Below are 19,665 nucleotides of genomic sequence, written 5' to 3'. Positions count from 1 at the left end.
CGGAGGCCCGGGGCGAGTGCCGTAACCAGGTCAGGGCAGAGCGGTGAATGCCTCGACGAACTCCGGCGCAATGTCGGACAGGGTCGGAGGCTGACCCCAGGTGCCCTCCGTGGGAGCCGCAGAGACATGGGCATCGAGGATCGCCAGGCTGAGAGCGTCGGCGGCCGCGGCGGTGATGGTCACGAGCTCTCGGGTCGCCTCGGAGAAGCCGGTCGGCAGGGCCCGGGTTCCGGTGGCCAGACCGAAGACGGTGTCGCCGTCGTAGAGGGTGTGCGAAGGGTGCACGGCCCGGGCGATCCCGGCATGGGCTCCCGACGCCATCCGAGTGACCTGCGCCGTGTCGAGGGCCGCGTTCGTCGCGACGACCGCGATCGTCGTGTTCTTCGCCGAGGTGGCCGTGGGCGTGGCATCGGCGGCCGCGGTCTCCGGCGGTGCGGGCAGGTGATCGAGTTCGGGCAGATCGAGTCCGTACGAGTGCAGCAGTGTTCGGGCCCACAGGGAGCCCGCGGAGGTTCCGAGGGTGCCGAGCGAGTTCGCAATGACGAGCGCGGCGACGGTGAGACCGCCGGGCAGTCGGATCGCGAAGGAACCCATCGAGGAGCGCAGGCTCTGGAATCCCGAGCGTGCTCCGGTGCCGGCCCCGATGCTGCCGCGCACCGCCGGGAGCGGGCCTTGGGAGGTCGAGTGCGTCGGTGCGGATCCGGCCGGGGACCCGAGTTCTTCAGCTGATGACTGGACTGCCAAGGCGTCTCGGGCGGCTTCCGCACCTTCTTCGACCGTGGGTGGCAGCACCCCGGCGTCCCCGCGCCCGAGATCGAAGATCCCTGCCGCGGGGACGATCGGAATCACCGTGTCGGGAAGGCCGGCGGCGGGGAAGCCCCGCCCCGCCTCGGCGAGGGCCGTGACGGCTCCACTGACCGACCGCAGACCCAGAGCGGACCCGCCGGTGAGGACGATGGCGTCGGCACCATAGGAATGCGTTCCCGGGGCGATGACGTCCGTTTCATGCGTCGCCGGACCCCCGCCCCGGACGTCCACGCCGACCGTCGCTCCGGCCGGTGGCACGATGACCGTGGTTCCGGTGAGCCGTTCGCGGGAGAGCTGCCCGGCGTGGCCGAGGCCGATGCCGGGGATCTCGAGAAGTCCGCGACCGCGCATCGGTCCGAGGGTCATCGTCCCTGCACCCAGGCCTCGATCTCGGCGCGGGTGCGGGGGAAGTCCGCGGAGAGGTTCTCCACTCCCGTGTCGGTGACGAGCACATCGTCCTCGATCCGGACTCCGTTGCCGCGGAACTCCTCCGGCAGCAGGAGGTCATCGGTCTTGAAGTACAGGCCCGGTTCGATCGTGAACACCATTCCCGGCTCGAGCACGGCGTCGAGGTACATCTCCGCTCTGGCCTGGGCGCAGTCGTGGACGTCGAGGCCGAGGTGGTGGCTGGTGCCGTGGACCATCCACCGGCGGTGCTGCTGGCCTTCGGGGGAGAGGGATTCGGCGGCGCTGACGGGTAGGATCCCGAACTCTTCGAGGCGGGCGGCGATGACGGCCATCGCCGCCTCATGGACCTCACGGAACCTCACCGGACGTGAGACGTGCTCGGCGGCGACGGCGAAGGCGGCATCGGCGGCGTCGAGCACCGCATCGTAGATCTTGGCCTGAACCTCGCTGAAGGTTCCCGATACGGGCAGAGTGCGCGTGATGTCGGCGGTGTAGAGGGAATCGGCCTCGGCTCCGGCATCGACGAGGATGAGGTCGCCGGCGTGCACCTGACCGTCATTGCGGATCCAGTGCAGGGTGCACGCGTGATTGCCGGAGGCCGCGATCGTGTCGTAGCCGACTCCGTTGCCGTCGGAACGGGCGGCGGTCTCGAAGGCGGTCTCGACGATCCGCTCGCCCCGGCGATGGGACACGGCCTGCGGCAGGGCGGCCACGACATTGTCGAACCCGGCGCGGGTGATCGCCACGGCTTCGCGCAGCGCCTCGACCTCGTGCTCGTCCTTGATCAGGCGCAGCTCGGAGAGAGTCTGCGCCAATTCGGCGTCTCCGGCCTCCGAGGTCTCGAGATCGGCCTGGACCTGGGTGCGGGCGAGATCGATGACCGAGTCGATGCGCACATCGGCCTGTCGCACGAGACGGACCGAGATCGCTCCCAGGTCCTTGGTGATGGCATCGTCGACGGTTGCGGAGCTCTCGGTGGCGATGCCCGTCATCGTCGACATGGCTTCGAGGTCGGCCCGCGGTCCGACCCAGTATTCGCCGTAGCGGGAGTCGGAGAAGAATTCCTCGGTGTCCGAACCGGCACGCGGACGGAAGTACAGGGTGACGGTGTGGCCATCGTCTGTGGGTTCGAAGACGAGGACGGCATCCGGTTCGGAATCACCTTCCAGGCCGGTGAGGTGGATGAAGGCCGAATGGGCCCGGAACCGGTAGTCGGTGTCGTTCGAGCGGACCTTGAGCCCGCCTGCCGGGATGACCAGCCGTTCTCCCGGGAAGGCCGCAGAGACCTTGGCTCGGCGCTCCGGAGTGAATCCGGCGGCCGCGAGTGCCTCGGCATTGAGCGGGGTGCGATCCCAGCCTTCGGCGACGAAATCGCGGAAGGCTCGGGAGTTGGGGCGGTGGGAGCGGTTGTTGACGCGGTCGTTGAGTGCCTGGGTCGTCTCTGAGCTGTCTTCGGTCTGCGCTGTCATGGTTCCATTCTAGGCATCATCACCGGTGCCGGCGGACGGCGACGAGGAGGTGGTTCGCTAGCGGATACACTGGGCACATGGTCATTGATCTCCATGTGCACACCGCATTCTCGGACGGGACCCAAACCCCGTCCGAACTCATATCCGAAGCCTCGATGGAGGGCATCGATGTCATCGGCATCACGGATCATGACACGACCGCCGGTTGGGCTCCCGCGGAAGAGGCCGCACGCGTCTACGGGCTCGGTCTGGTGCGGGGAATGGAGATCTCCTGTCGCCATGAAGGCATCAGTGTGCACCTGCTGTCCTACCTCCATGACCCCTATGACACCGGTCTGGCCGAGGTCGTCGAGGAGACCCGGCGGGCCCGACTCGATCGCACGCACCTGATCATCGAACTCCTCGCCGAGGACTATCCGATCGACATGGACGCCGTGCTCGCGGTCTCGGGTGAGGATGCGACGATCGGTCGACCGCACATCGCCGATGCCCTCGTGGCTGCGGGGATCGTCGAGACCCGGACGGAGGCCTTCGCCTCGATCCTCTCGAGTCAGGGTAAGTACCATGTCAGCCTGCCCACGATCGATCCGATCACCGCGATCAGGCTGATCCGCGAGGCCGGGGGAGTCTCGGTCTTCGCTCATCCTCGGGCGGCGATGCGCGGGCTGGTGGTCCCGGATTCCGCGATGGCCGATTTCATCGCGGCGGGCCTCGACGGCCTCGAAGTTGATCACCGCGACAATCCGCCCAATGAGCGTGAGGTCATGCGCCGACTCGCCGGTCAGCACGATCTGATCATCACCGGCTCGAGCGACTATCACGGCACCGGCAAACCCAACCGCCTCGGCGAGCATGTCACCAGCGAGCACATGTTGGCCAAGCTGCTCGAACGTGCCCGGACCCGACCCGGCGGAGTCGACTTCATCCAGGGCTGAGGCCCTCGCGGGTCACCGGGAATGACTGGCCGTTTGCGATTCCGAACCCGGTCATCCTCGGACTCGCCCATGGGCTGCATCCTGGTGCTGTCGTTTCCCAAGTGATGTAATTGGGGCACCGCGACTGCCACCTCACGGCGGCCTAGGCGGCAACCCAGAGATGAGCTCGGGCCCCGACCGTAATGGTCGGGGCCCGAGAGACAGACGGATCAGAGGCTCACTCGGCGGATGGCTCCGAGCTGGAGTGGCCGCCCTGAGCGCGATTGACGGGTTTGCCGTTGCGGGTGCGACGGCGCTGACGATTGCGACGGGGCTTGCCGGATTCATCACCGGAGGACGAAGAATCGTCCCGGCGCTCCGAGGAGCCGCCTCGGCGCTGGCCGGAGCCGCCGCGCGAACGATCGGAGCCGCGGCGTCCCTCCGAGCTGCGGCCTCGGCTCTCCGAACGCTGTCCGGTCGAACGCTCCTCGTCACCTTCACCGTGAGCACGCGGCAGGCGGCCCTTGGTGCCCTTGGGAATGCCGAGATCGGCGAAGAAGTGCGGCGAGGTCGAATAGGTCTCCGCCGGTTCGTCGTGCTCGAGGCCGAGGGCCTTGTTGATCAGCCGCCAGCGAGGCATGTCATCCCAGTCGACGAGGGTCACCGCGACGCCGGAGTTGCCGGCGCGACCGGTGCGGCCGATGCGGTGGACATAGGTCTTCTCGTCGTCGGGGCACTGATAGTTCACGACGTGGGTGACATCGTCGATGTCGATGCCGCGGGCTGCGACATCGGTGGCCACGAGCACATCGACCCGGCCGTCGCGGAAGCCCTTGAGGGCCTTCTCCCTCTGGGCCTGACCGAGATCGCCGTGCAGGGCGCTGACGAGGAATCCGCGATCACCGAGCTCGGCGGCCAGCTTGTCCGCCGTGCGCTTGGTGCGGGTGAAGATGATCGTGCGTCCCCGGCCCTCGGCCTGGAGCAGGCGGGCGACGAGTTCGCTCTTGTCCATCGAGTGGGCGCGATAGACGTACTGAGTCGTGTTCTTCCCGGTCAGCGACAGGTCTTCGTTGTCGTGGGCACGGATGTGGGTGGGGCGGCTCATGTACCGGCGGGCAAGCGTGATGACCGCACCGGGCATGGTGGCCGAGAACAGCATCGTCTGTCGGTGCGCGGGCACGGCATTGATGATCTTCTCGACGTCGGGCAGGAACCCGAGGTCGAGCATCTCATCGGCCTCGTCGAGGACCACGGTGCGTACTTTGTGGAGTTTGAGGATCTTGCGACCGTAGAGGTCGAGCAGCCGGCCCGGGGTGCCGACGACGACGTCGACGCCTGCCTTGAGGCGGGAGATCTGCGGATCGAAGTCCATGCCTCCGTAGATGGTCATGATGTCGATGTCTCGTTGGGTCGAGGCGGTGACGAGATCGGCGGCGACCTGCTTGGCCAGCTCACGGGTGGGCACGACGACGAGCGCCTGCGGCAGACGCACCTCGGCGCCGTCATCGACGATGTCCGGAGTCAGTTCGGGATCGAGCGGCGCGGAGGGGTCCTCGGTCTTGCCGACGACGCGCTGGAGGAGCGGGATTCCGAAGCCGAGGGTCTTTCCGGTTCCCGTCTTCGCCTGGCCGATGATGTCGGCCCCGGACAGAGCCACGGGCAGCGTCATCGCCTGGATGGGGAAGGGGTGGGTGATTCCCGAGGCCGCCAATGAGGCCACGATCGGTCCTGCGACTCCCAGCTCCGCGAAATCCGGTTCTGTCTCCGCCATATTGAAAACTCCTTTTAGCGCATCAGCGCTCGTCATGGTCGTGAACCGGTAGGCTATGAGCCATGCCCGATTCTGTCCCATTGGCCGGTAATGATGCTGCGACGCTCGCTCTTCTTGCATATGGCGAGCTGACCGCATTCGAACGAATGGCCACCAACGCGACCACTGCGGTGCACATGGATGACAAGGTCATCCTCGCACGCTTGGCTTCGCAGTCCTTTGCGAACTTCGAAGAGCTCTCGCAGCACATCAGTCATCTGGGCCAGGATGTGATCGAGCTCAGTCGGCATTTCGAGCCGACCTTCACCGTGCTGGCTGAAAGGACTCGTCCGCGCGACTGGTACGAAAGCCTCATGAAGGGATTCGTCTTCGACGGGATCATGAATGATTTCTACCGCACGGCCGTGGACGAACTCCGAGAGCCCGGATACAGCCTGGCTGTTGCAATTCTCGATGATACACGGGCCACTGACTATGTACGCAATCGTCTGACCTCCGATGTGGCCGTGGACACCCAGTTGGCCTCTCGTCTGGCGCTCTGGGGACGCAAGCTCGTGGCCGAGACTCTCGGCCGGGCCCGCAATCTGCTCACCGACCCGGTGCTGGGCATCAACGAGGATCTCGTCGTGGAGGCGATCCCGGCCGTCACCGCGAACCATTCGAGGCGAATGTCGGCATTGGGGCTGGTGGCTTAGACCCGTCCGGCCCGGAGCATCGGCGGATTTGGGGGCGGCCTTCGCGGCGAAGGCGTGGGTCCGCCTCGTCGGCTGTAAGGCGTGAATACGTGTGGGACCCGGTCAGACGACCGGGTCCCACACGCATTCACATGGAATTCATTCCTCGCGGCAGAATGCGAACGCTCCGCGCGATGGCACGAGTCGGATCAGGCGCTGAAGCCGACGCGACGCGAGGCTTCGGAGCCGATCTCGAGGTAGCCGAGGGAGCCTGCCGGAACGAACACCTGACGGCCCTTCGTGTCCGTGAAGGTCAGGAGCTCGTCGGACTTGAGCTTCTCCTCGATGCGCGCAGCGAGTTCCTTCGGGTCCTCACTCGATTCCAGGGTGATCTCACGCTGGGTCTGCTTGACGCCGATCTTGATTTCCATTGTGCTCCTTGTGCGGATCGTGGTTTGAGTCGTGTTCAGCATAACGTCAGCGGACCGGTGTTTTCTTCCGGCCGACGTTCACTTCGTGGCGAAGGACTGCAGACCGCCCCAGCTCATCTGCGTCAGCAGAGTCACCGTGGCCTCGACGTCGAGGTCCCCGGCGGATTCGAGCTGTTTGACGACGACCTCGGCGGTGCCGATGAGCGTCCGGCACAGGAGCGCGGCCTCGGCGTCGGCGAGTTCGGCATGGTCCTTGAGTGCGGCGACGATGCGGGATGCCGAGCGCTCCCGCAGATTGCGTATCCGCTGCTGTGCTTCGGGCTCGTAGACATCGGAGTTGAAGAGGATGACGAATTCCTCGCGATGCGAGACGACGAAGTCGAAATAGGACCGGTAGGTGGCGCGGACCTTCTCATGCGGATCGGTGGTCGATTCCAGCGCCGAGGCGAGTGCCGAGTCGAGCTGGGCCGCGGAGTCGTCGATGAGGGCGAGGTAGAGATCCTGCTTCGAGGCGAAGTGCTGGTAGAGGACCGGCTTCGAGACACCCGCAGAGTCAGCGATCATGTCCATCGACGTCGTGCGGTAACCGCGGGTGGCGAAGACCGACCGTGCGACTCCCACCAATTGGTCACGACGCTGTTCACGGGGCAATCTCTGCTGGGGACTCGACATTCTTCAATGTTACGCGAAAAATGCGCAGGAATTTCGAATCGGCATCCGTACAGCGATGCATCCAAATCGCATCCTCGATAATCTGCGGCCAACAGCGGCTGCGGGGACTCGACTGCGACGCGCGGGACCGGGGACCGGCGGCGGTGTCAGTGGCCCATGATGGAATACGACTATGGACGAAACGACTGAGCTCATCGAGGCGAAGCTGCTCGCCGGCGAGTCGACGACGATCATCGGTCGCCCCGGGACGGGCAAGACGAGTCTGCTCGAAACCGTCTACTCGCAGCTAGTCACCGAGCTGTCCCCAGCTTCCGTGCTCGTTCTCACCCCGAACCGGGACCATGCTGATCTGCTGCGCAACCGGTTGGCTGTGCCTCCCGATGCGGTGCTCTCGGCCGCACCGGCCCGGAGCCTCTCGTCTTTCGCCTACGGCATCGCCCGGGCGGCTCACTCCGCTCGCACCGGTGAGGACCTGGAGTTCGTCTCCGGAGCCGATCAGGACGTGTTCCTCGCCGATCTTCTCGCCGGGCACGAACGTGGCCACGGGCTCGGTCCCGTGTGGCCGACGGAGATCTCCGCCGAGGTGCGGTCCACCTCGGCGTTTCGCACCGAGGTGCGCGATGTGCTCAACCGTGTGATGGAATTCGACTTCGGCGTCCGGCTTCCGTCTCCCCTCGAATGCGCGGACGCCGAGCCGGAATACGTCTTCGACTACGGGCGCGGCGCTCTGGCCCGCGCCCTCGAGGACTGTGACGACCCGAGGTGGGCGGCAGTGGCGCAGATCCTCGAGGAGTATCTGGGGATCATGAGCATGCCCGGTTACGGCGGCATCGACTCGGCCACGGTACTCGCCCGTGCCGCCTTCGACATTCTGCGCGAACCTGCCGAGGTGACCGTCGGACGGCGGTGGAGCTTCGCCCCGGACGTGGTGCCCACCGTGGTCCTCGCCGACGCCGTCCAGGACTTTCCGGCGGCCAGTTGGGGAATGCTCGAACAGCTGCGCGAGCGGGGCTGCGCACTGGCACTGTTCGGAAGCCCGGAGACGGTGACCGGTCGTTTCCACGGCGCCGATTCCTCGATCATCGATCGCAGCGCCGCGGACCCGAACTTCTCGACCGTCGTCCTCGACGAGGTGAAAGGCATCGATCCCGGAGTGGCCGCGATCGTCGATGATTTCGGTCGGCGGATCACCAACCGGTGGCGACTGCACCACATGCCGCGGCACATGCCGCGGCGGCCGGCAGCCGTCGAGCCGACCGATGACCGGGCCGAGGAATCGGATGCCGCCGGGGGGACAGCTGCGAAGGAACCGGACGCCGCTGGTGAGGCGGGCACCGCGGAATCGGATGCTCGCGGTGAGACCGGCGCCGAGGCGGTGGAGACCCATGTGTTCGACAGTGCCTCCTCCGGGTACCGATACCTGGCCAGACGCGTGACGAACTTCGTCGAAGACGGTCACTCCTGGTCCGATGTGGCGGTGATCTGCAGAAACACCTCGACAGCACGCGTCATCGCCAATGAGCTGCGCGTCTCGGGTGTCGCCACGGCCACGATCATGCAGCCGCTCAACGTCGATCCGGCGACGGCTCCGCTGCTTGAGCTCCTGTCGGCTGCCCCCGATTTCGACGATGACGAATCGATCGCCGCTCTCGCGCTGTCCCTGGCCGGCAGCATCTACGTCCGACTCGATCCCGTGCAGATCCGCCGTTTCAGGCGAATCGTACGCAGACAGTTCCCCGCGGACAGCAGCACCGCCTCCCTGGCGATGGCGCTGCGCAGCCCGATCGGAGATGACTCCGCGCCCGGGCTCGCCGTCATCTCCCGCATGCTCAACGCGGCCGCCGAGGCAGGTCCGGCCGATCCGCACCAAGCTCTGTGGACGATCTGGGAGGCCGCAGGAGTCGCCCAGAAATGGCAGGCCGAAGCTCTGCGGGATCCCGAATCAGAAGCCAACGCCCATCTGGATTCCGTGCTGCGACTGTTCACCTTGGCTGAGAAGATCGCCGATCGCGGAGGATTCACCGCCCGCTCCTTCGCCGGGATCGTCGCGGAGCAGGACATCGCTCAGGACTCACTGGCCGCCACCTCGGGCTACGCCGACCTCGTGCGGGTCGGCACCGCCTCGTCGCTGGCCCACGTGCGCACACCCCTGGTCGTCATCGCCGAGGTCAACGAGGGCGTGTGGCCCAACCCGAAGCTCCGCGGGGGAATCCTCGGACTCGACGATCTCAGCTCCGTGCTGCACACCGGGGAGCCGGTGACCTCGGATCCCGGCTATCACGGGCATGCGAAGAGGACGAACCTGCGTGAGGAGGGTGAGCTGTTCTACACGGCGCTGACGCGCGCCACCGAGCAGATCATCGTCACCGCGATCTCCGATGCGGAGAGCGAACCGTCGCCGTTCTTCGACGTCCTCGCCGCAGGCACCGCCAGGGGCACCGAAGACGTCGACGGATACGTGATCACCCATGAGGACGAGCTTCCACCGCTGTTGCTGCCGGAGATGGCGGCACATGCGCGTGCCCAGCTCCTCGGGGCTGCCGCCAGAGCCGAGCCGGCAGCCGCAGGAGCGACGGACGATCCTCCCGATGAGGACACGCGGACCTGGGCCGCGCTGATGCGCTCCCTGGCGCGGACCAGCCAGGCAGTGGAGCCGCCGGAGCGGTGGCGGGAGAGCGAGGACCTCACCTCCTCCGAACCGCTCTTCGGTCCCGAGGACACCGTCAGGGTCTCACCGTCCCAGGTGGAGACCTTCACCGACTGCTCCCTGCGGTGGTTCCTCACCCGCAACGGGGGAGACCGACCAGGCACGACCGCCCAGAACCTGGGCACGATCATCCACGCCGCCGCCGAGACGTTCCCACAGGGCCCGCCCTCGGCGATCCGTAACTACGTCGACCAGGAGTTCGCCGCTCTCGAATTCGACGCCGACTGGGAGCGGGAACGCGAACGGGAGGTGGCCCTGAAGATGGCAGACCGCCTCGGCGAGTATGTGACGAACACCGAGGGAGAACTCGTCGGCGTGGAAGTGGCCGTCTATGCCACCGGTGTCGATGAGGCCGGCCGGGAATGGAAGGTCACCGGCCGACTCGACCGGGTCGAGCAGGGAGCCGAAGGTGTGCGCATCGTCGATTTCAAGACCGGGAAGAACGTCGTTCCGGGCAAGGACATGGATCGGCATGCACAGCTGGGCGTCTACCAGGAGGCGATCAACTCCGGAACCATCACCACCGCCGACGGTCGCACGATCGACGCGCAGGCCTACGGTGCCGAACTCGTCTTTCTGCGCAACTCGTCGAGGACCAGACGGGAGCAGCCGGCACTCGAGGTCGCTGAGGATCCCAAGTGGGCCAGGCATCTCATCAACGACGTGTCGACGAGGATGCGTGCGGCGTCGTTCCCCGCCCGAGTCGAGCCCCAGAAGTGCCAGAGCTGCCCGGTGCGCTCGTCCTGCCCGGCCATCGGCCCGAAGATGTTGGAGGATTCCTGATGCGGTTCACTGCCGATGACCTTGCGCGACTCACGGCCGCCGATCCGGCCAAGGCATTCCCGCCCAGCCCGGAGCAGCGGATCATCATCGAGGCCGACCCGCAGCAGTCGATGAAGGTCACGGCAGGGGCTGGTTCCGGGAAGACCACGGTCATCTCCCAGCGCGTCGTCTGGCTGGTGGCCAACGACTATGTCGCTCCGGAGCAGATCCTGGGACTGACCTTCACCCGCAAGGCCGTCGGCGAGCTCGGCGGTCGGATCCGCGTTCTGCTCGCCCGCCTGCGCCATAACCTCGGGATGGCCACGGACCTGAGACTGCCGGGCCTGGACAATCCGACGGTATCGACCTACAACTCCTATGCCGCCTCGATCGTCAGCGAGCACGGGGCGAGCATCGGCATCGAACCCGAGACCGTGCTCCTCGACGATGCCGCCGCACATACGATCGCCGGGCAGATCATCGATGCGACTGCCCCGGGGGACATCCCCGGAAACTTCTCACGCGAGACGATGATCGCCGACATCATCGCTCTGGCCGGTGCGATGAACGATCACGGACGCGACCTCGACGAGGTCACCGACTACCTCGAGCAGTGCCTTCAGGCACTGGTCTCGAGCAAGGGCAAACCCGTCGACCCCAGCGGTCGGCGGGCCAAACTCGAAGCCAAGATCAGGACGGCCCGACTGGCCGATTCCTATATGGCAGCGAAACGTCGCAATCTGGCCATGGACTTCTCCGATCAGGTTCGGTTCGCGCAGCGCATCATCGACGAGGTTCCGGCCGCGGCAGAGGCCGAACGCGCTCGGTGGTCGATCGTGCTGCTCGACGAGTTCCAGGACACTTCGGTCGCGCAGCTGGGACTGCTGCGCGACCTGTTCGCGACCACCGCAGTGACCGCGGTCGGTGACCCCCGACAGGCCATCTACGGGTGGCGCGGGGCCAGTGCGGACAATATGGACCGCTTCTCCACTGACTTCCGAGAGGTCGAATCGCTGACCCTGAGCACCAGCTGGCGCAACGACCGGGCCATCCTCGTCGCCGCGAATCGGATCGCAGCGGGTCTGACCGACAGCAGCGAGACACCGCTGTCCGCCCGGGACGGTGCCGGCGAGGGCGAAGTCAGCATCGACGTCAGCTCCGGGGCGCATGACCCTGACTATCTCAGCGTGGGACTCCGGTCGCTGACCGAATGGGTCGCCGAACTGCCCGCGGGCACCACGAAGGCCGTACTGTGTCGCAAGCGAGCCCACTTCGCCCCGGTGTCAGCGGCACTGGAGGCCGCCGGTTTCGCCGTCCACGTCCACGGCTCGTCCGGACTCCTCAACGATCCCTTCGTGGCTGATCTGCGCGCGGTCCTGACCTCGGCGGTCGACCCGATGGCGGGGGACAGTCTGATGCGTCTGATCAGCGGACGGATGGGCGGCCTCGGTGCCAGCGACATCGCCGCCCTCAATTCCTTCACCCGTCGGCAGAGCGACCGTCGGCTCGCCGAGCTCGGTGCAGGACAGGGCGAGGTCGTCGCTGAGGCGATCGACCAGCCGACCATCGTCGAAGGCCTCGACGAACTCATCGACGCAGCCTGGGCGATCGAGCAGGGAGCGAAGACGTCACGGGAGAGGAACCTCACCGTCGACCTTCGCGAATCGGGTCTCAGCGACATCGCACGTGAACGGCTGACCGCATTGGCCAGGGCCCTGCGCGCGGTGCGTTCGGGCAGCGGCACCATCTCCTCGATCATCCGCCGGGCGATGACCGAGACCGGAATCGACTCCGACATCTGGGGCCTCAACGATGCCCTGCGCAGACTCCACAGGTCCTCGATCGACGCATTCCTGTCCGCCGCCAGCCAGTATTCGGCCACGGTCGATCGACCGTCGGTGCCCGGATTCCTCGAGTGGCTGAGCATCATGGAGGCACAGGATGCGCTGAGCGTCGCCGAGCCGAACGCCTCCGAGGATGCGATCAACATCATGACGGTGCATGCTTCCAAAGGTCTGGAGTTCGACGCTGTGGCCGTGCCGTCGCTCGTGGTCAAGGACTTTCCGACCGAACCACGGGACAAGGAAGGGTGGATGGAGCGCACCGCGCTGCCCTATCCGCTGCGAGGCGACCGTGACCATCTCGTCGACTTCGATCTGCGGGAGGCCGCATTCGATACCAAGAAGGCCCTCGACGAGTGGATCAACGAATTCATCCGTCCCAAGATCGCCGATGCCCACGAGGCCGAAGAGCGTCGCCTCGCCTATGTGGCGTTCACCCGTGCCAAACGGCATCTCTGGCTCGGCGCGGAGCTGATGGGATCGCGATCGACTCCCGACGAGCTCTCCCCATTCCTCACCGAGGCGGTTGAGGCGCTCGGCATGGACATCGAGATCCCCGAACCGGCGGAGGAATCCGAAGAGGACCGCATCGAGACGAGTCAGTGGCCGGTCCCGCGCACCCACCAGGTCAGTGCGGCGCGACGGGCAGGGGAGTGGGTGCGGACGGCACCGGAGATCGAGCTTGCGGAATTGGCCGAGGTGCCCGGGACCGTGGGTCGCTACGCCGCCCAGGCGATGCGGATCGGAAGTCGCCCGGGAATCGCCTCGGACGGCAGCGTCCCCGACCGATTGTCGGCGACGGCCCTCGTGTCGTGGCGGCGCGATCCGGAGGGCTTCCTCACTCAGACCCTGCGTCCGATTCCGAGTCCGCCGAGCCGGGCCGCGGAGATCGGCACGACCTTCCACTCCTGGGTCGAGCATCACTTCGGGCAGGCGAGCATCGACGTCGAGGAGGACGAGCGCGTGCGTCCCATCGATCAGGTGACGATCGAGAGGCTGGAGGAGACGTTCCTGTCCTCAGAGTTCGCCGCCAGATCGGCCGATCACGTGGAGATGTCCTTCGAGCTCGTGCTCGGCCGCTTCCGGGTACCCGGGAAGATCGATGCGGTCTTCATCACTGACGAGCACGCCGAGGTGGTCGACTGGAAGACCTCGAAGAAGCCCGCTGACGATGTGCTCGAGGTGATGAAGTGGCAGCTGGCGCTCTACCGCTTCGCAATCCAGCGCGCTCACCCCGAGATCAGCGAGGTCACCGGCACGTTCTACTTCGTCGGCAGCGACGAGATCGTCCGGTTCTCCGACCTGCCCGAGGAGGCGGAGATCATCGCCTGGTTGGAGGCCAACGAGGCCGACTGAGCCGCCGTCAGACCGCACCGAGTCCCGTCAGGGACGCTCGATCCGTGCGGTGTCGTCGCCGTCCTCGTCGTCGACCGTGTCGTCATCGATCGATGCGGTGTCAGCACCGTCGGCTTCCGCCCTCGGGCGATCGGCATCGGTTTCACCGGCGGCGTCAGCAGTATCACCGGAGCGGCCTTCACTGGTATCAACGGACAGGCCTGTGCCGGTTACAACGGAGCGGTCATCACCGGTATCAACGAAGCGGTCATCGCCGTCCTCGTCGGGGTTCACTGTGGCGGCGGCCCGGCCCGACTGGCCGTCTTCGGTGCGCGATACACGGGCCTGCGGACGGAATGAGTCCGGCTTCTCGGCTTCGGTGAGCGCAGCCTCGACGTTCGGTCCTGCCGATGTGCTCTGCGGCGGATCCTGGTTCGGCGACGCCTCAGGGGTCGGCGCCGACTCCTCGTGCGCTCCCGGCTGCGAGGAGTCGGCGAAGAGGATCTCGTTGAAGTTAGCCAGCAGGTCCGCAGCGTCCTGAATGGCCGCCTCATCGCCGGAATCGACGGCTTCGAGCAGCCAATCGAGGACGGCGAACTCGGCCAAGAGTTCGGCACGGTCGATGATGTGCTCGTCGGCTCGCGGCCGAGAGTTGCGGTATTCGTCGTAGAAGGTCTGCAACGCTGCCGGATCGATCAGCGCCGAGGCGGCAGCGAGATCGATAGCCGGATCGGAGACGCGCAGGCGTCCGAGCTCGGCCAAGGCGAGAACCCGCTCCTGGTCCGTGTAGACGCTCGACTCGTCGACGGAGCCGTGAATCGGGGTGGCCAGGAAATGCCAGAGGGCGACCTTCTCGAACTCTTCCTCCCAATGCTGAAGCAGAGAGGACGGCACACGCCCCGTCCCGGCCGCCTGGTCGAGGCGTTCGAGAATGAGGAACTGCGATCGAGACGGATCTTCGACGGGGAAACCTGCCTCGGAGACAGGTTCGGGCGCCGCGGAATGCAGAGTCGCCAGCGCCTGTGCCAGAGAGCTGGCGCGCGCGATATCGGCGATCGGCTGGTCTCCGAGGGGTGCGCCGGGAAGCGGATCGGACAGTGTGATCGTCGTCGGCCCAGGGGTGTCGAAGTACTCGGGCTCGACCTCTGTGAGGGCGCGCAGACGCGGCCAGGCGAAGTCCGCATGGGGGTACATCACGTCATAGATGCGGGCTGCCTCGGCTGCCGAACCGGTATCGGCGGCGCGGTCGAGTCGCGTCTGCGCCGTCGCCACCAGCTGCTGCTTCTCATCGTCGAGGAGCACCCTGATTCCGGCCCCCAGAGGAGGCAGTGACGTCCATTTCGTCGGGGCGAAGCCGTCGAGCATCGTCGACCCGATCGCTGCCAACTTGAGTGCCTTGGTATCCACCCTGCCCAATCTACCTTCTGCCATGGGCAGACACACGGGATTGAGCCTCCGAGCGTGTCAGCGAATGCCGTGCCGAGGGCTCCGGCACCGGCGGACTTCGCGTCAGAACCCTGCGTTATCGTGGAGGGCATGAAGCCGCTGCCACCTGTGACACCGATCAGTCTCGCCCGCCACGGAATCGACCGAGATCATCTCACCCGGGGGCAGGACGGAGATCTCGCCGAGGTGTGGGAGGCAGGGGCACACCCGGTCTTCGAACACCGCGGGGCGCTGCTCGTCGCCGCCGGCGGCCTGTTCTCCCCGGACCGCGAACTGGTCCCGACCGGACAGACCGAGATCTACCTCGGCTGCGACTCGGACGGCGACCGCTACATCGGCGTCTCGCTCGATGACGCAGGACGCAGCGAACTCGACTCGCATCTGGCCGCCTCCCGGGCCCGTGACGCCACCGACCTGCTCACCGCACCCGGCGGCGGCCTCGACAGTGCAGAGCCGACCTGGTTGCCCCTGCGACAGCTGGCCGAAGCACTCGACGACGTCGAGGTCTCCCTGGCCTGCGAACTCGTCGGGTTGGGCAATTGGCACCGCGCCCACCAGTTCTCCCCGCGGACGGGAACCCCGACCAGACCCATTCTCGGCGGCTGGGTCCGCGAGGACCCGGACACCGGCAGCCAGCATTTCCCCCGTACGGACCCGGCCGTCATCGTCGTCATCGTCAACACCGATGACGAGGGCACGGAACGAGTGCTGCTCGGCAACAACGTCGCGTGGGAATCCGACCGGTATTCGCTGCTGGCCGGCTTCGTCGAGCCCGGCGAGACTCTCGAGCACGCCGTCACGCGGGAAGTCTACGAAGAAGCTCATCTCGAGGTGATCAACCCCCGCTATCTCGGATCGCAGCCGTGGCCGTTCCCCTGTTCCCTGATGCTCGGATTCTCGGCCGAAGCCCCCAGCCGTGAGTTCGCTGCGGACGAAGACGAGATCGCGTCCCTCAAATGGTTCACCCGGGACGAGCTCAACGCCGCCATAGAGAACGAGAGCGTTCGCGCTCCCGGGACGGTGTCGATCGCCGGGCAGCTGCTGGCCAATTGGCTGGACAACGTGTGAGCGCTGCGGCCCATGCCCTGCTCGATGCCCTCGATGAGGAGCAGCGAGACGTCGCCACCCATTTCGAGACCCCCGTCATCGTCCTGGCCGGGGCCGGAACCGGGAAGACCCGGGCGATGACACATCGGATCGCCTACGGCATCGCCACCGAGGTGTTTCCGCCCAATCATGTCCTCGCCCTCACCTTCACGGCGAAGGCCGCCGGCGAGATGCGGTCGCGACTGCGCACCCTGGGAGTCCCCGCTGTGCAGGCTCGCACCTTCCACTCGGCGGCGCTGCGTCAGCTGCGGTTCTTCTGGAACCGGTTCGCCGAAGGTGACTTCCCTCGCATCATCGAGAACAAGACCGGCATCATCGGCTCCGTGCTGCAGAGTCTCGGCCTCGAGACCAGTCGTGAGCTCAATCGCGATGTCGCCTCCGAGATCGAATTCGCCGCGGCCGGGCTGCTCGGAGTCGACGATTATGCGAGCAAGGCTGCCTCCCGTGACCTGCCCGGTGATCTGGGGGTCGAGGATATGGTTCGCATCTTCGAGGCCTACGGGGAGGCGAAGACGCGCGGCAGGCTGATGGACTTCGACGATGTTCTCCTCGTCCTCGACGGAGTCCTGGCCGAGCATCCCGAGATCGCCGCGGAGATCCGGGAGCAGTACCGCCATTTCGTCGTCGACGAGTTCCAGGACGTGTCTCCGCTCCAATACGATGTCCTCACTCGCTGGCTGGGTCCGCGTGACAATCTCTGCGTCGTCGGAGACCCGGCTCAGACGATCTATTCGTTCGCCGGTGCCGATGCGAGCCTGTTGGGTTCTCTGAGCAATGCGCTGCCGGGGGCCAGGACGATCCGCCTGGTCCGCAACTACCGCTCGTCACAGGCCATTGTGTCGACGGCGAACAACCTGCTCCGGCACACCTCGAGGAGCGCTCTGACGCTGCGCTCGGACAACTTGCCCGGTCGACAGCCGTCGATGCGCGAATACCCCACCGACGAGGCCGAAGCCGAGGGCGTGGTCAAAGCCATCGCAGCCGAGATCCACGCAGGCAGGCGACCACGGAAGATCGCGGTGCTCTTCAGGACCAATGGCCAGAGCCCCGCCTACGAGCAGGCCCTGGCGGCCGCCGGGCTTCCGTATGTGCTGCGCGGAGGTGAGCGCTTCTTCGCTCGCAAAGAAGTCAAGGAGGCCGTGCTGCTGCTCAAGGCCGCGCGCGCCACCTCCGGGGGACGACCGCTGCCCGAGGTGGTGGCCGAGGTCCTCGGCTCGCTGGGCTTCACCCGACAGGCGCCGAGCGCAGGAGCCGGCCGACAGAAATGGGAGTCGCTCAAGGCGCTCGTCGACCTGGCGGAGGCACGACAGGCCGAGCAGGAGCTGCCGGTGCCGTTGGAGGCCTTCCTCGATGATCTGGCCGATCGTGCCGAGCATCAGTTTGCTCCCGACATCGAAGGCGTGACTCTGGCCTCCTTCCACGCGGCGAAGGGCCTCGAATGGGACAGCGTCCACCTGGTGGGTCTGAGCGAAGGTCTGCTTCCCATCAGCTATGCCCAGACTCCGCGCGCCATCGCCGAAGAACGCCGCCTCTTCTACGTCGCGGTGACCCGTGCCGGAACAGATCTGAGCCTGAGCTGGTCGCTCTCGCGTCACGAATCCAAGCAGCGTCCACGGAAGGCGTCACGGTTCCTCACCGAACTCGGTCGGATCGATCACGGACAGGGATCAGACCGTCCCACCATCACCTCGGCGCAGCTGAACCGATGCCGTCACTGTGGGCGAGCTCTGGTCTCACAGATCGACCGAGCGCTCTTCCGCTGCTCGAACTGTCCGGCCGAGGTCGACCTCGAACTCCTCGACCGTCTGCGTCGCTGGCGAGCCCGAGTCGGTCTCGAACGCGGCCTTCCGCCCTACCTGGTGCTCACGGATGCTTCGATCTCCGTCATCGCCGAGATGAGACCTCGTGACATGCAGGCCCTGGCACGGGTGCCCGGGATCGGTGCGACGAAGCTCGAACTCTACGGAGCGGGGCTACTGAGCCTGCTGGTCGACTGAGTCGAAATGGGGAACGGGCACTCGGCAATGACAGGACGGATGGAAGTCCAGGCCTTCATCGACCTCCGCACCGGTGGCCAATGAGATCAGTCTTCTCAATGGTTCGGTCTCGGCTCCGAGCAGGGCCTGGCGCAGCCTGAGCACGACATTGAGGCCTCCCACCACACGGGACAGCGGATCGGCGAGGCTCTCCCGGTCCGGCAGCGCCCGGAGGCGGGGAAACTGATCGAGCCATTCCTCGTCGACGTCGCGCCTGTGCAGGCACGTGCAGATCGTACAGGGCGTGCTTCCTGGTCGGATGAGTCCCGTGACTTCGACGGACTGCTCGCCGATGACGACCTGGCAGTGAGCGATCTCGCGATCGGTCAGCCACATGGCGGTGTGGAGATCCGGAACCAGGTAGGAACTGGTGATGACGATGGGGTTGGTGAGCAGATCGAGTTCCTCGACCCGTACGGCCGGTGACGTGGCGAAACCCGAGGCCGAGAGGTACTGCTCGGTGATCGACCGCAGAGGACCGATGGCCATCACCGGTCGTGAGGCGAGGAGTGCGGACACTCTGTCCGGGGACAGACCGAAGGTGCGTGCGGTCGACAGCAGCGGTGACCCTTTGGCCACGGTGGCCGCCTCGGCGTCCTCGGGAATGAGCACACCGGCCTCACCGAGGAGAGTGATGAGCGAACTGGCCCGGGAGAGATCGACGCCCAGATCTTGGGCCCGCGAATAGTACTGGGCCGATCCGACGCCGAGGCGAAGGTCTTCGACGAGGCTGACGTCGGCAGGTAGCAGGCCATCGATGAGCACCGGGTCTTCGACGCCGAACTGCACACACGACGATGATCTCCAGGTGATGGGAACACTGGGAAAGATCCTGAACATGCTGGCCCCTTGGTTCGAACGGTCCGGACTTCCACGGTAGTGAAAGGAGCACGGATCCGCCACGGGACGTTCGAAGCTGTGGAAAAGCTTGTGGAAAACGGTTGAGGACAGGCCGGAAAATGTGTTCCGACATGCCCTCAACCGCATTGTGCCCCAGGCGCTCGCGGGGACCCGTGCGGCTTCCCCTTCCGCACGCATCTCCGGGTTTTCCGGGGTCAGACATAGAACCTATTCTGCATTTGCGGCCCCGTCAATGCCGGGTCATGCACAGGCACGTCAACAGCGTGTGGATAAGTTGTGGAAATCGCCGAGGGGCTTGTGGAGGAAAGGTGCCTTGGGTGGTCGGCAATCGGACGAGGTGGTGCGCGAAATCGTAGGTCACTTCTGTTCCGGCGCTGTCTGATCATACGAATCGGCTGTGGACAGCGGAGAGGAGAGGCTCGAT

The 19,665-nt window shown here is 66.1% G+C and carries 13 protein-coding genes; 6 read left to right on the top strand and 7 right to left on the bottom strand.

All coding sequences use genetic code 11. The features are described 5' to 3' along the window. Positions 1-30: 30 nt before the first annotated feature. Both ACH82I_RS03175 and ACH82I_RS03170 read right to left on the bottom strand, forming a co-directional pair. Complete coding sequence (locus tag ACH82I_RS03175; protein WP_230743774.1) at positions 31-1,173, bottom strand: P1 family peptidase; 1,143 nt, start codon at positions 1,171-1,173, stop codon at positions 31-33. After that, positions 1,170-2,684 (bottom strand): aminopeptidase P family protein, encoded by a 1,515-nt coding sequence (locus tag ACH82I_RS03170; protein ID WP_413335428.1) that lies wholly within the window; start codon positions 2,682-2,684, stop codon positions 1,170-1,172. Before ACH82I_RS03170 ends, ACH82I_RS03175 begins: the two co-directional genes overlap by 4 nt. Before the next feature lie 77 nt (positions 2,685-2,761). Here ACH82I_RS03170 and ACH82I_RS03165 point away from each other — a divergent pair, with 77 nt between their 5' ends. Then, a complete protein-coding gene (locus ACH82I_RS03165) occupies positions 2,762-3,619 on the top strand; it encodes a PHP domain-containing protein (RefSeq protein ID WP_230743776.1) in 858 nt (285 codons plus the stop codon). 217 nt (positions 3,620-3,836) lie between these two features. Here the strand turns inward: ACH82I_RS03165 and ACH82I_RS03160 are convergent, their stop codons facing one another. Further along, a complete protein-coding gene (locus ACH82I_RS03160) occupies positions 3,837-5,369 on the bottom strand; it encodes a DEAD/DEAH box helicase (protein WP_230743777.1) in 1,533 nt (510 codons plus the stop codon). A gap of 62 nt (positions 5,370-5,431) precedes the next feature. Between ACH82I_RS03160 and ACH82I_RS03155 the strand changes: the two genes are divergently transcribed. Continuing rightward, a complete protein-coding gene (locus ACH82I_RS03155) occupies positions 5,432-6,064 on the top strand; it encodes a ferritin-like fold-containing protein (RefSeq protein ID WP_230743778.1) in 633 nt (210 codons plus the stop codon). A 188-nt stretch (positions 6,065-6,252) separates the two neighbouring features. Here ACH82I_RS03155 and ACH82I_RS03150 read toward each other — a convergent pair whose 3' ends face one another. Beyond that, positions 6,253-6,474, bottom strand: a complete 222-nt coding sequence (locus ACH82I_RS03150) for a DUF3107 domain-containing protein (RefSeq protein WP_230743779.1) — start codon at positions 6,472-6,474, stop codon at positions 6,253-6,255. A gap of 78 nt (positions 6,475-6,552) precedes the next feature. Beyond that, positions 6,553-7,146, bottom strand: coding sequence for a TetR/AcrR family transcriptional regulator (locus tag ACH82I_RS03145; RefSeq protein WP_230743780.1), 594 nt, complete (start codon positions 7,144-7,146; stop codon positions 6,553-6,555). A 172-nt stretch (positions 7,147-7,318) separates the two neighbouring features. On the opposite strand from ACH82I_RS03145, the gene ACH82I_RS03140 reads away from it, so the two are divergent. Both ACH82I_RS03140 and ACH82I_RS03135 read left to right on the top strand, forming a co-directional pair. Beyond that, positions 7,319-10,636 (top strand): PD-(D/E)XK nuclease family protein, encoded by a 3,318-nt coding sequence (locus ACH82I_RS03140; RefSeq protein WP_413335425.1) that lies wholly within the window; start codon positions 7,319-7,321, stop codon positions 10,634-10,636. Then, entirely contained in the window at positions 10,636-13,812 is a 3,177-nt protein-coding gene (locus ACH82I_RS03135) for an ATP-dependent DNA helicase (protein WP_230743782.1), read from the top strand. Before ACH82I_RS03140 ends, ACH82I_RS03135 begins: the two co-directional genes overlap by 1 nt. Before the next feature lie 27 nt (positions 13,813-13,839). Here ACH82I_RS03135 and ACH82I_RS03130 read toward each other — a convergent pair whose 3' ends face one another. After that, positions 13,840-15,198: an aminoglycoside phosphotransferase gene (locus ACH82I_RS03130; RefSeq protein WP_230743783.1), complete on the bottom strand. Its 1,359-nt coding sequence runs from the start codon at positions 15,196-15,198 to the stop codon at positions 13,840-13,842. Positions 15,199-15,327: 129 nt separating this feature from the next. On the opposite strand from ACH82I_RS03130, the gene nudC reads away from it, so the two are divergent. Continuing rightward, complete coding sequence (gene nudC, locus ACH82I_RS03125) at positions 15,328-16,305, top strand: NAD(+) diphosphatase (protein ID WP_413335422.1); 978 nt, start codon at positions 15,328-15,330, stop codon at positions 16,303-16,305. Further along, complete coding sequence (locus ACH82I_RS03120; RefSeq protein WP_413335420.1) at positions 16,302-18,341, top strand: ATP-dependent DNA helicase UvrD2; 2,040 nt, start codon at positions 16,302-16,304, stop codon at positions 18,339-18,341. The genes nudC and ACH82I_RS03120 overlap by 4 nt, the downstream gene beginning before the upstream one ends. On the opposite strand, the gene ACH82I_RS03115 is transcribed toward ACH82I_RS03120, so the two are convergent. Beyond that, complete coding sequence (locus ACH82I_RS03115) at positions 18,318-19,220, bottom strand: hypothetical protein (RefSeq protein WP_230743786.1); 903 nt, start codon at positions 19,218-19,220, stop codon at positions 18,318-18,320. The two genes, ACH82I_RS03120 and ACH82I_RS03115, sit on opposite strands and share 24 nt — an antisense overlap. Positions 19,221-19,665 lie beyond the last annotated feature (445 nt).

This window comes from Brevibacterium sp. GP-SGM9, assembly GCF_047300845.1.
GTDB lineage: Bacteria > Actinomycetota > Actinomycetes > Actinomycetales > Brevibacteriaceae > Brevibacterium.
This window is presented reverse-complemented; position numbering and strand designations above follow the sequence as displayed.

Bases quoted from the DNA above. Each gene is read 5' to 3' on its own strand.
- nudC (WP_413335422.1), top strand. From the start codon at position 15,328: ATGAAGCCGCTGCCACCTGTGACACCGATCAGTCTCGCCCGCCACGGA.
- ACH82I_RS03145 (WP_230743780.1), bottom strand. From the start codon at position 7,146: ATGTCGAGTCCCCAGCAGAGATTGCCCCGTGAACAGCGTCGTGACCAA.
- ACH82I_RS03115 (WP_230743786.1), bottom strand. From the start codon at position 19,220: ATGTTCAGGATCTTTCCCAGTGTTCCCATCACCTGGAGATCATCGTCG.
- ACH82I_RS03155 (WP_230743778.1), top strand. From the start codon at position 5,432: ATGCCCGATTCTGTCCCATTGGCCGGTAATGATGCTGCGACGCTCGCT.
- ACH82I_RS03150 (WP_230743779.1), bottom strand. From the start codon at position 6,474: ATGGAAATCAAGATCGGCGTCAAGCAGACCCAGCGTGAGATCACCCTG.
- ACH82I_RS03170 (WP_413335428.1), bottom strand. From the start codon at position 2,684: ATGACAGCGCAGACCGAAGACAGCTCAGAGACGACCCAGGCACTCAAC.
- ACH82I_RS03165 (WP_230743776.1), top strand. From the start codon at position 2,762: ATGGTCATTGATCTCCATGTGCACACCGCATTCTCGGACGGGACCCAA.
- ACH82I_RS03140 (WP_413335425.1), top strand. From the start codon at position 7,319: ATGGACGAAACGACTGAGCTCATCGAGGCGAAGCTGCTCGCCGGCGAG.
- ACH82I_RS03160 (WP_230743777.1), bottom strand. From the start codon at position 5,369: ATGGCGGAGACAGAACCGGATTTCGCGGAGCTGGGAGTCGCAGGACCG.
- ACH82I_RS03175 (WP_230743774.1), bottom strand. From the start codon at position 1,173: ATGACCCTCGGACCGATGCGCGGTCGCGGACTTCTCGAGATCCCCGGC.
- ACH82I_RS03135 (WP_230743782.1), top strand. From the start codon at position 10,636: ATGCGGTTCACTGCCGATGACCTTGCGCGACTCACGGCCGCCGATCCG.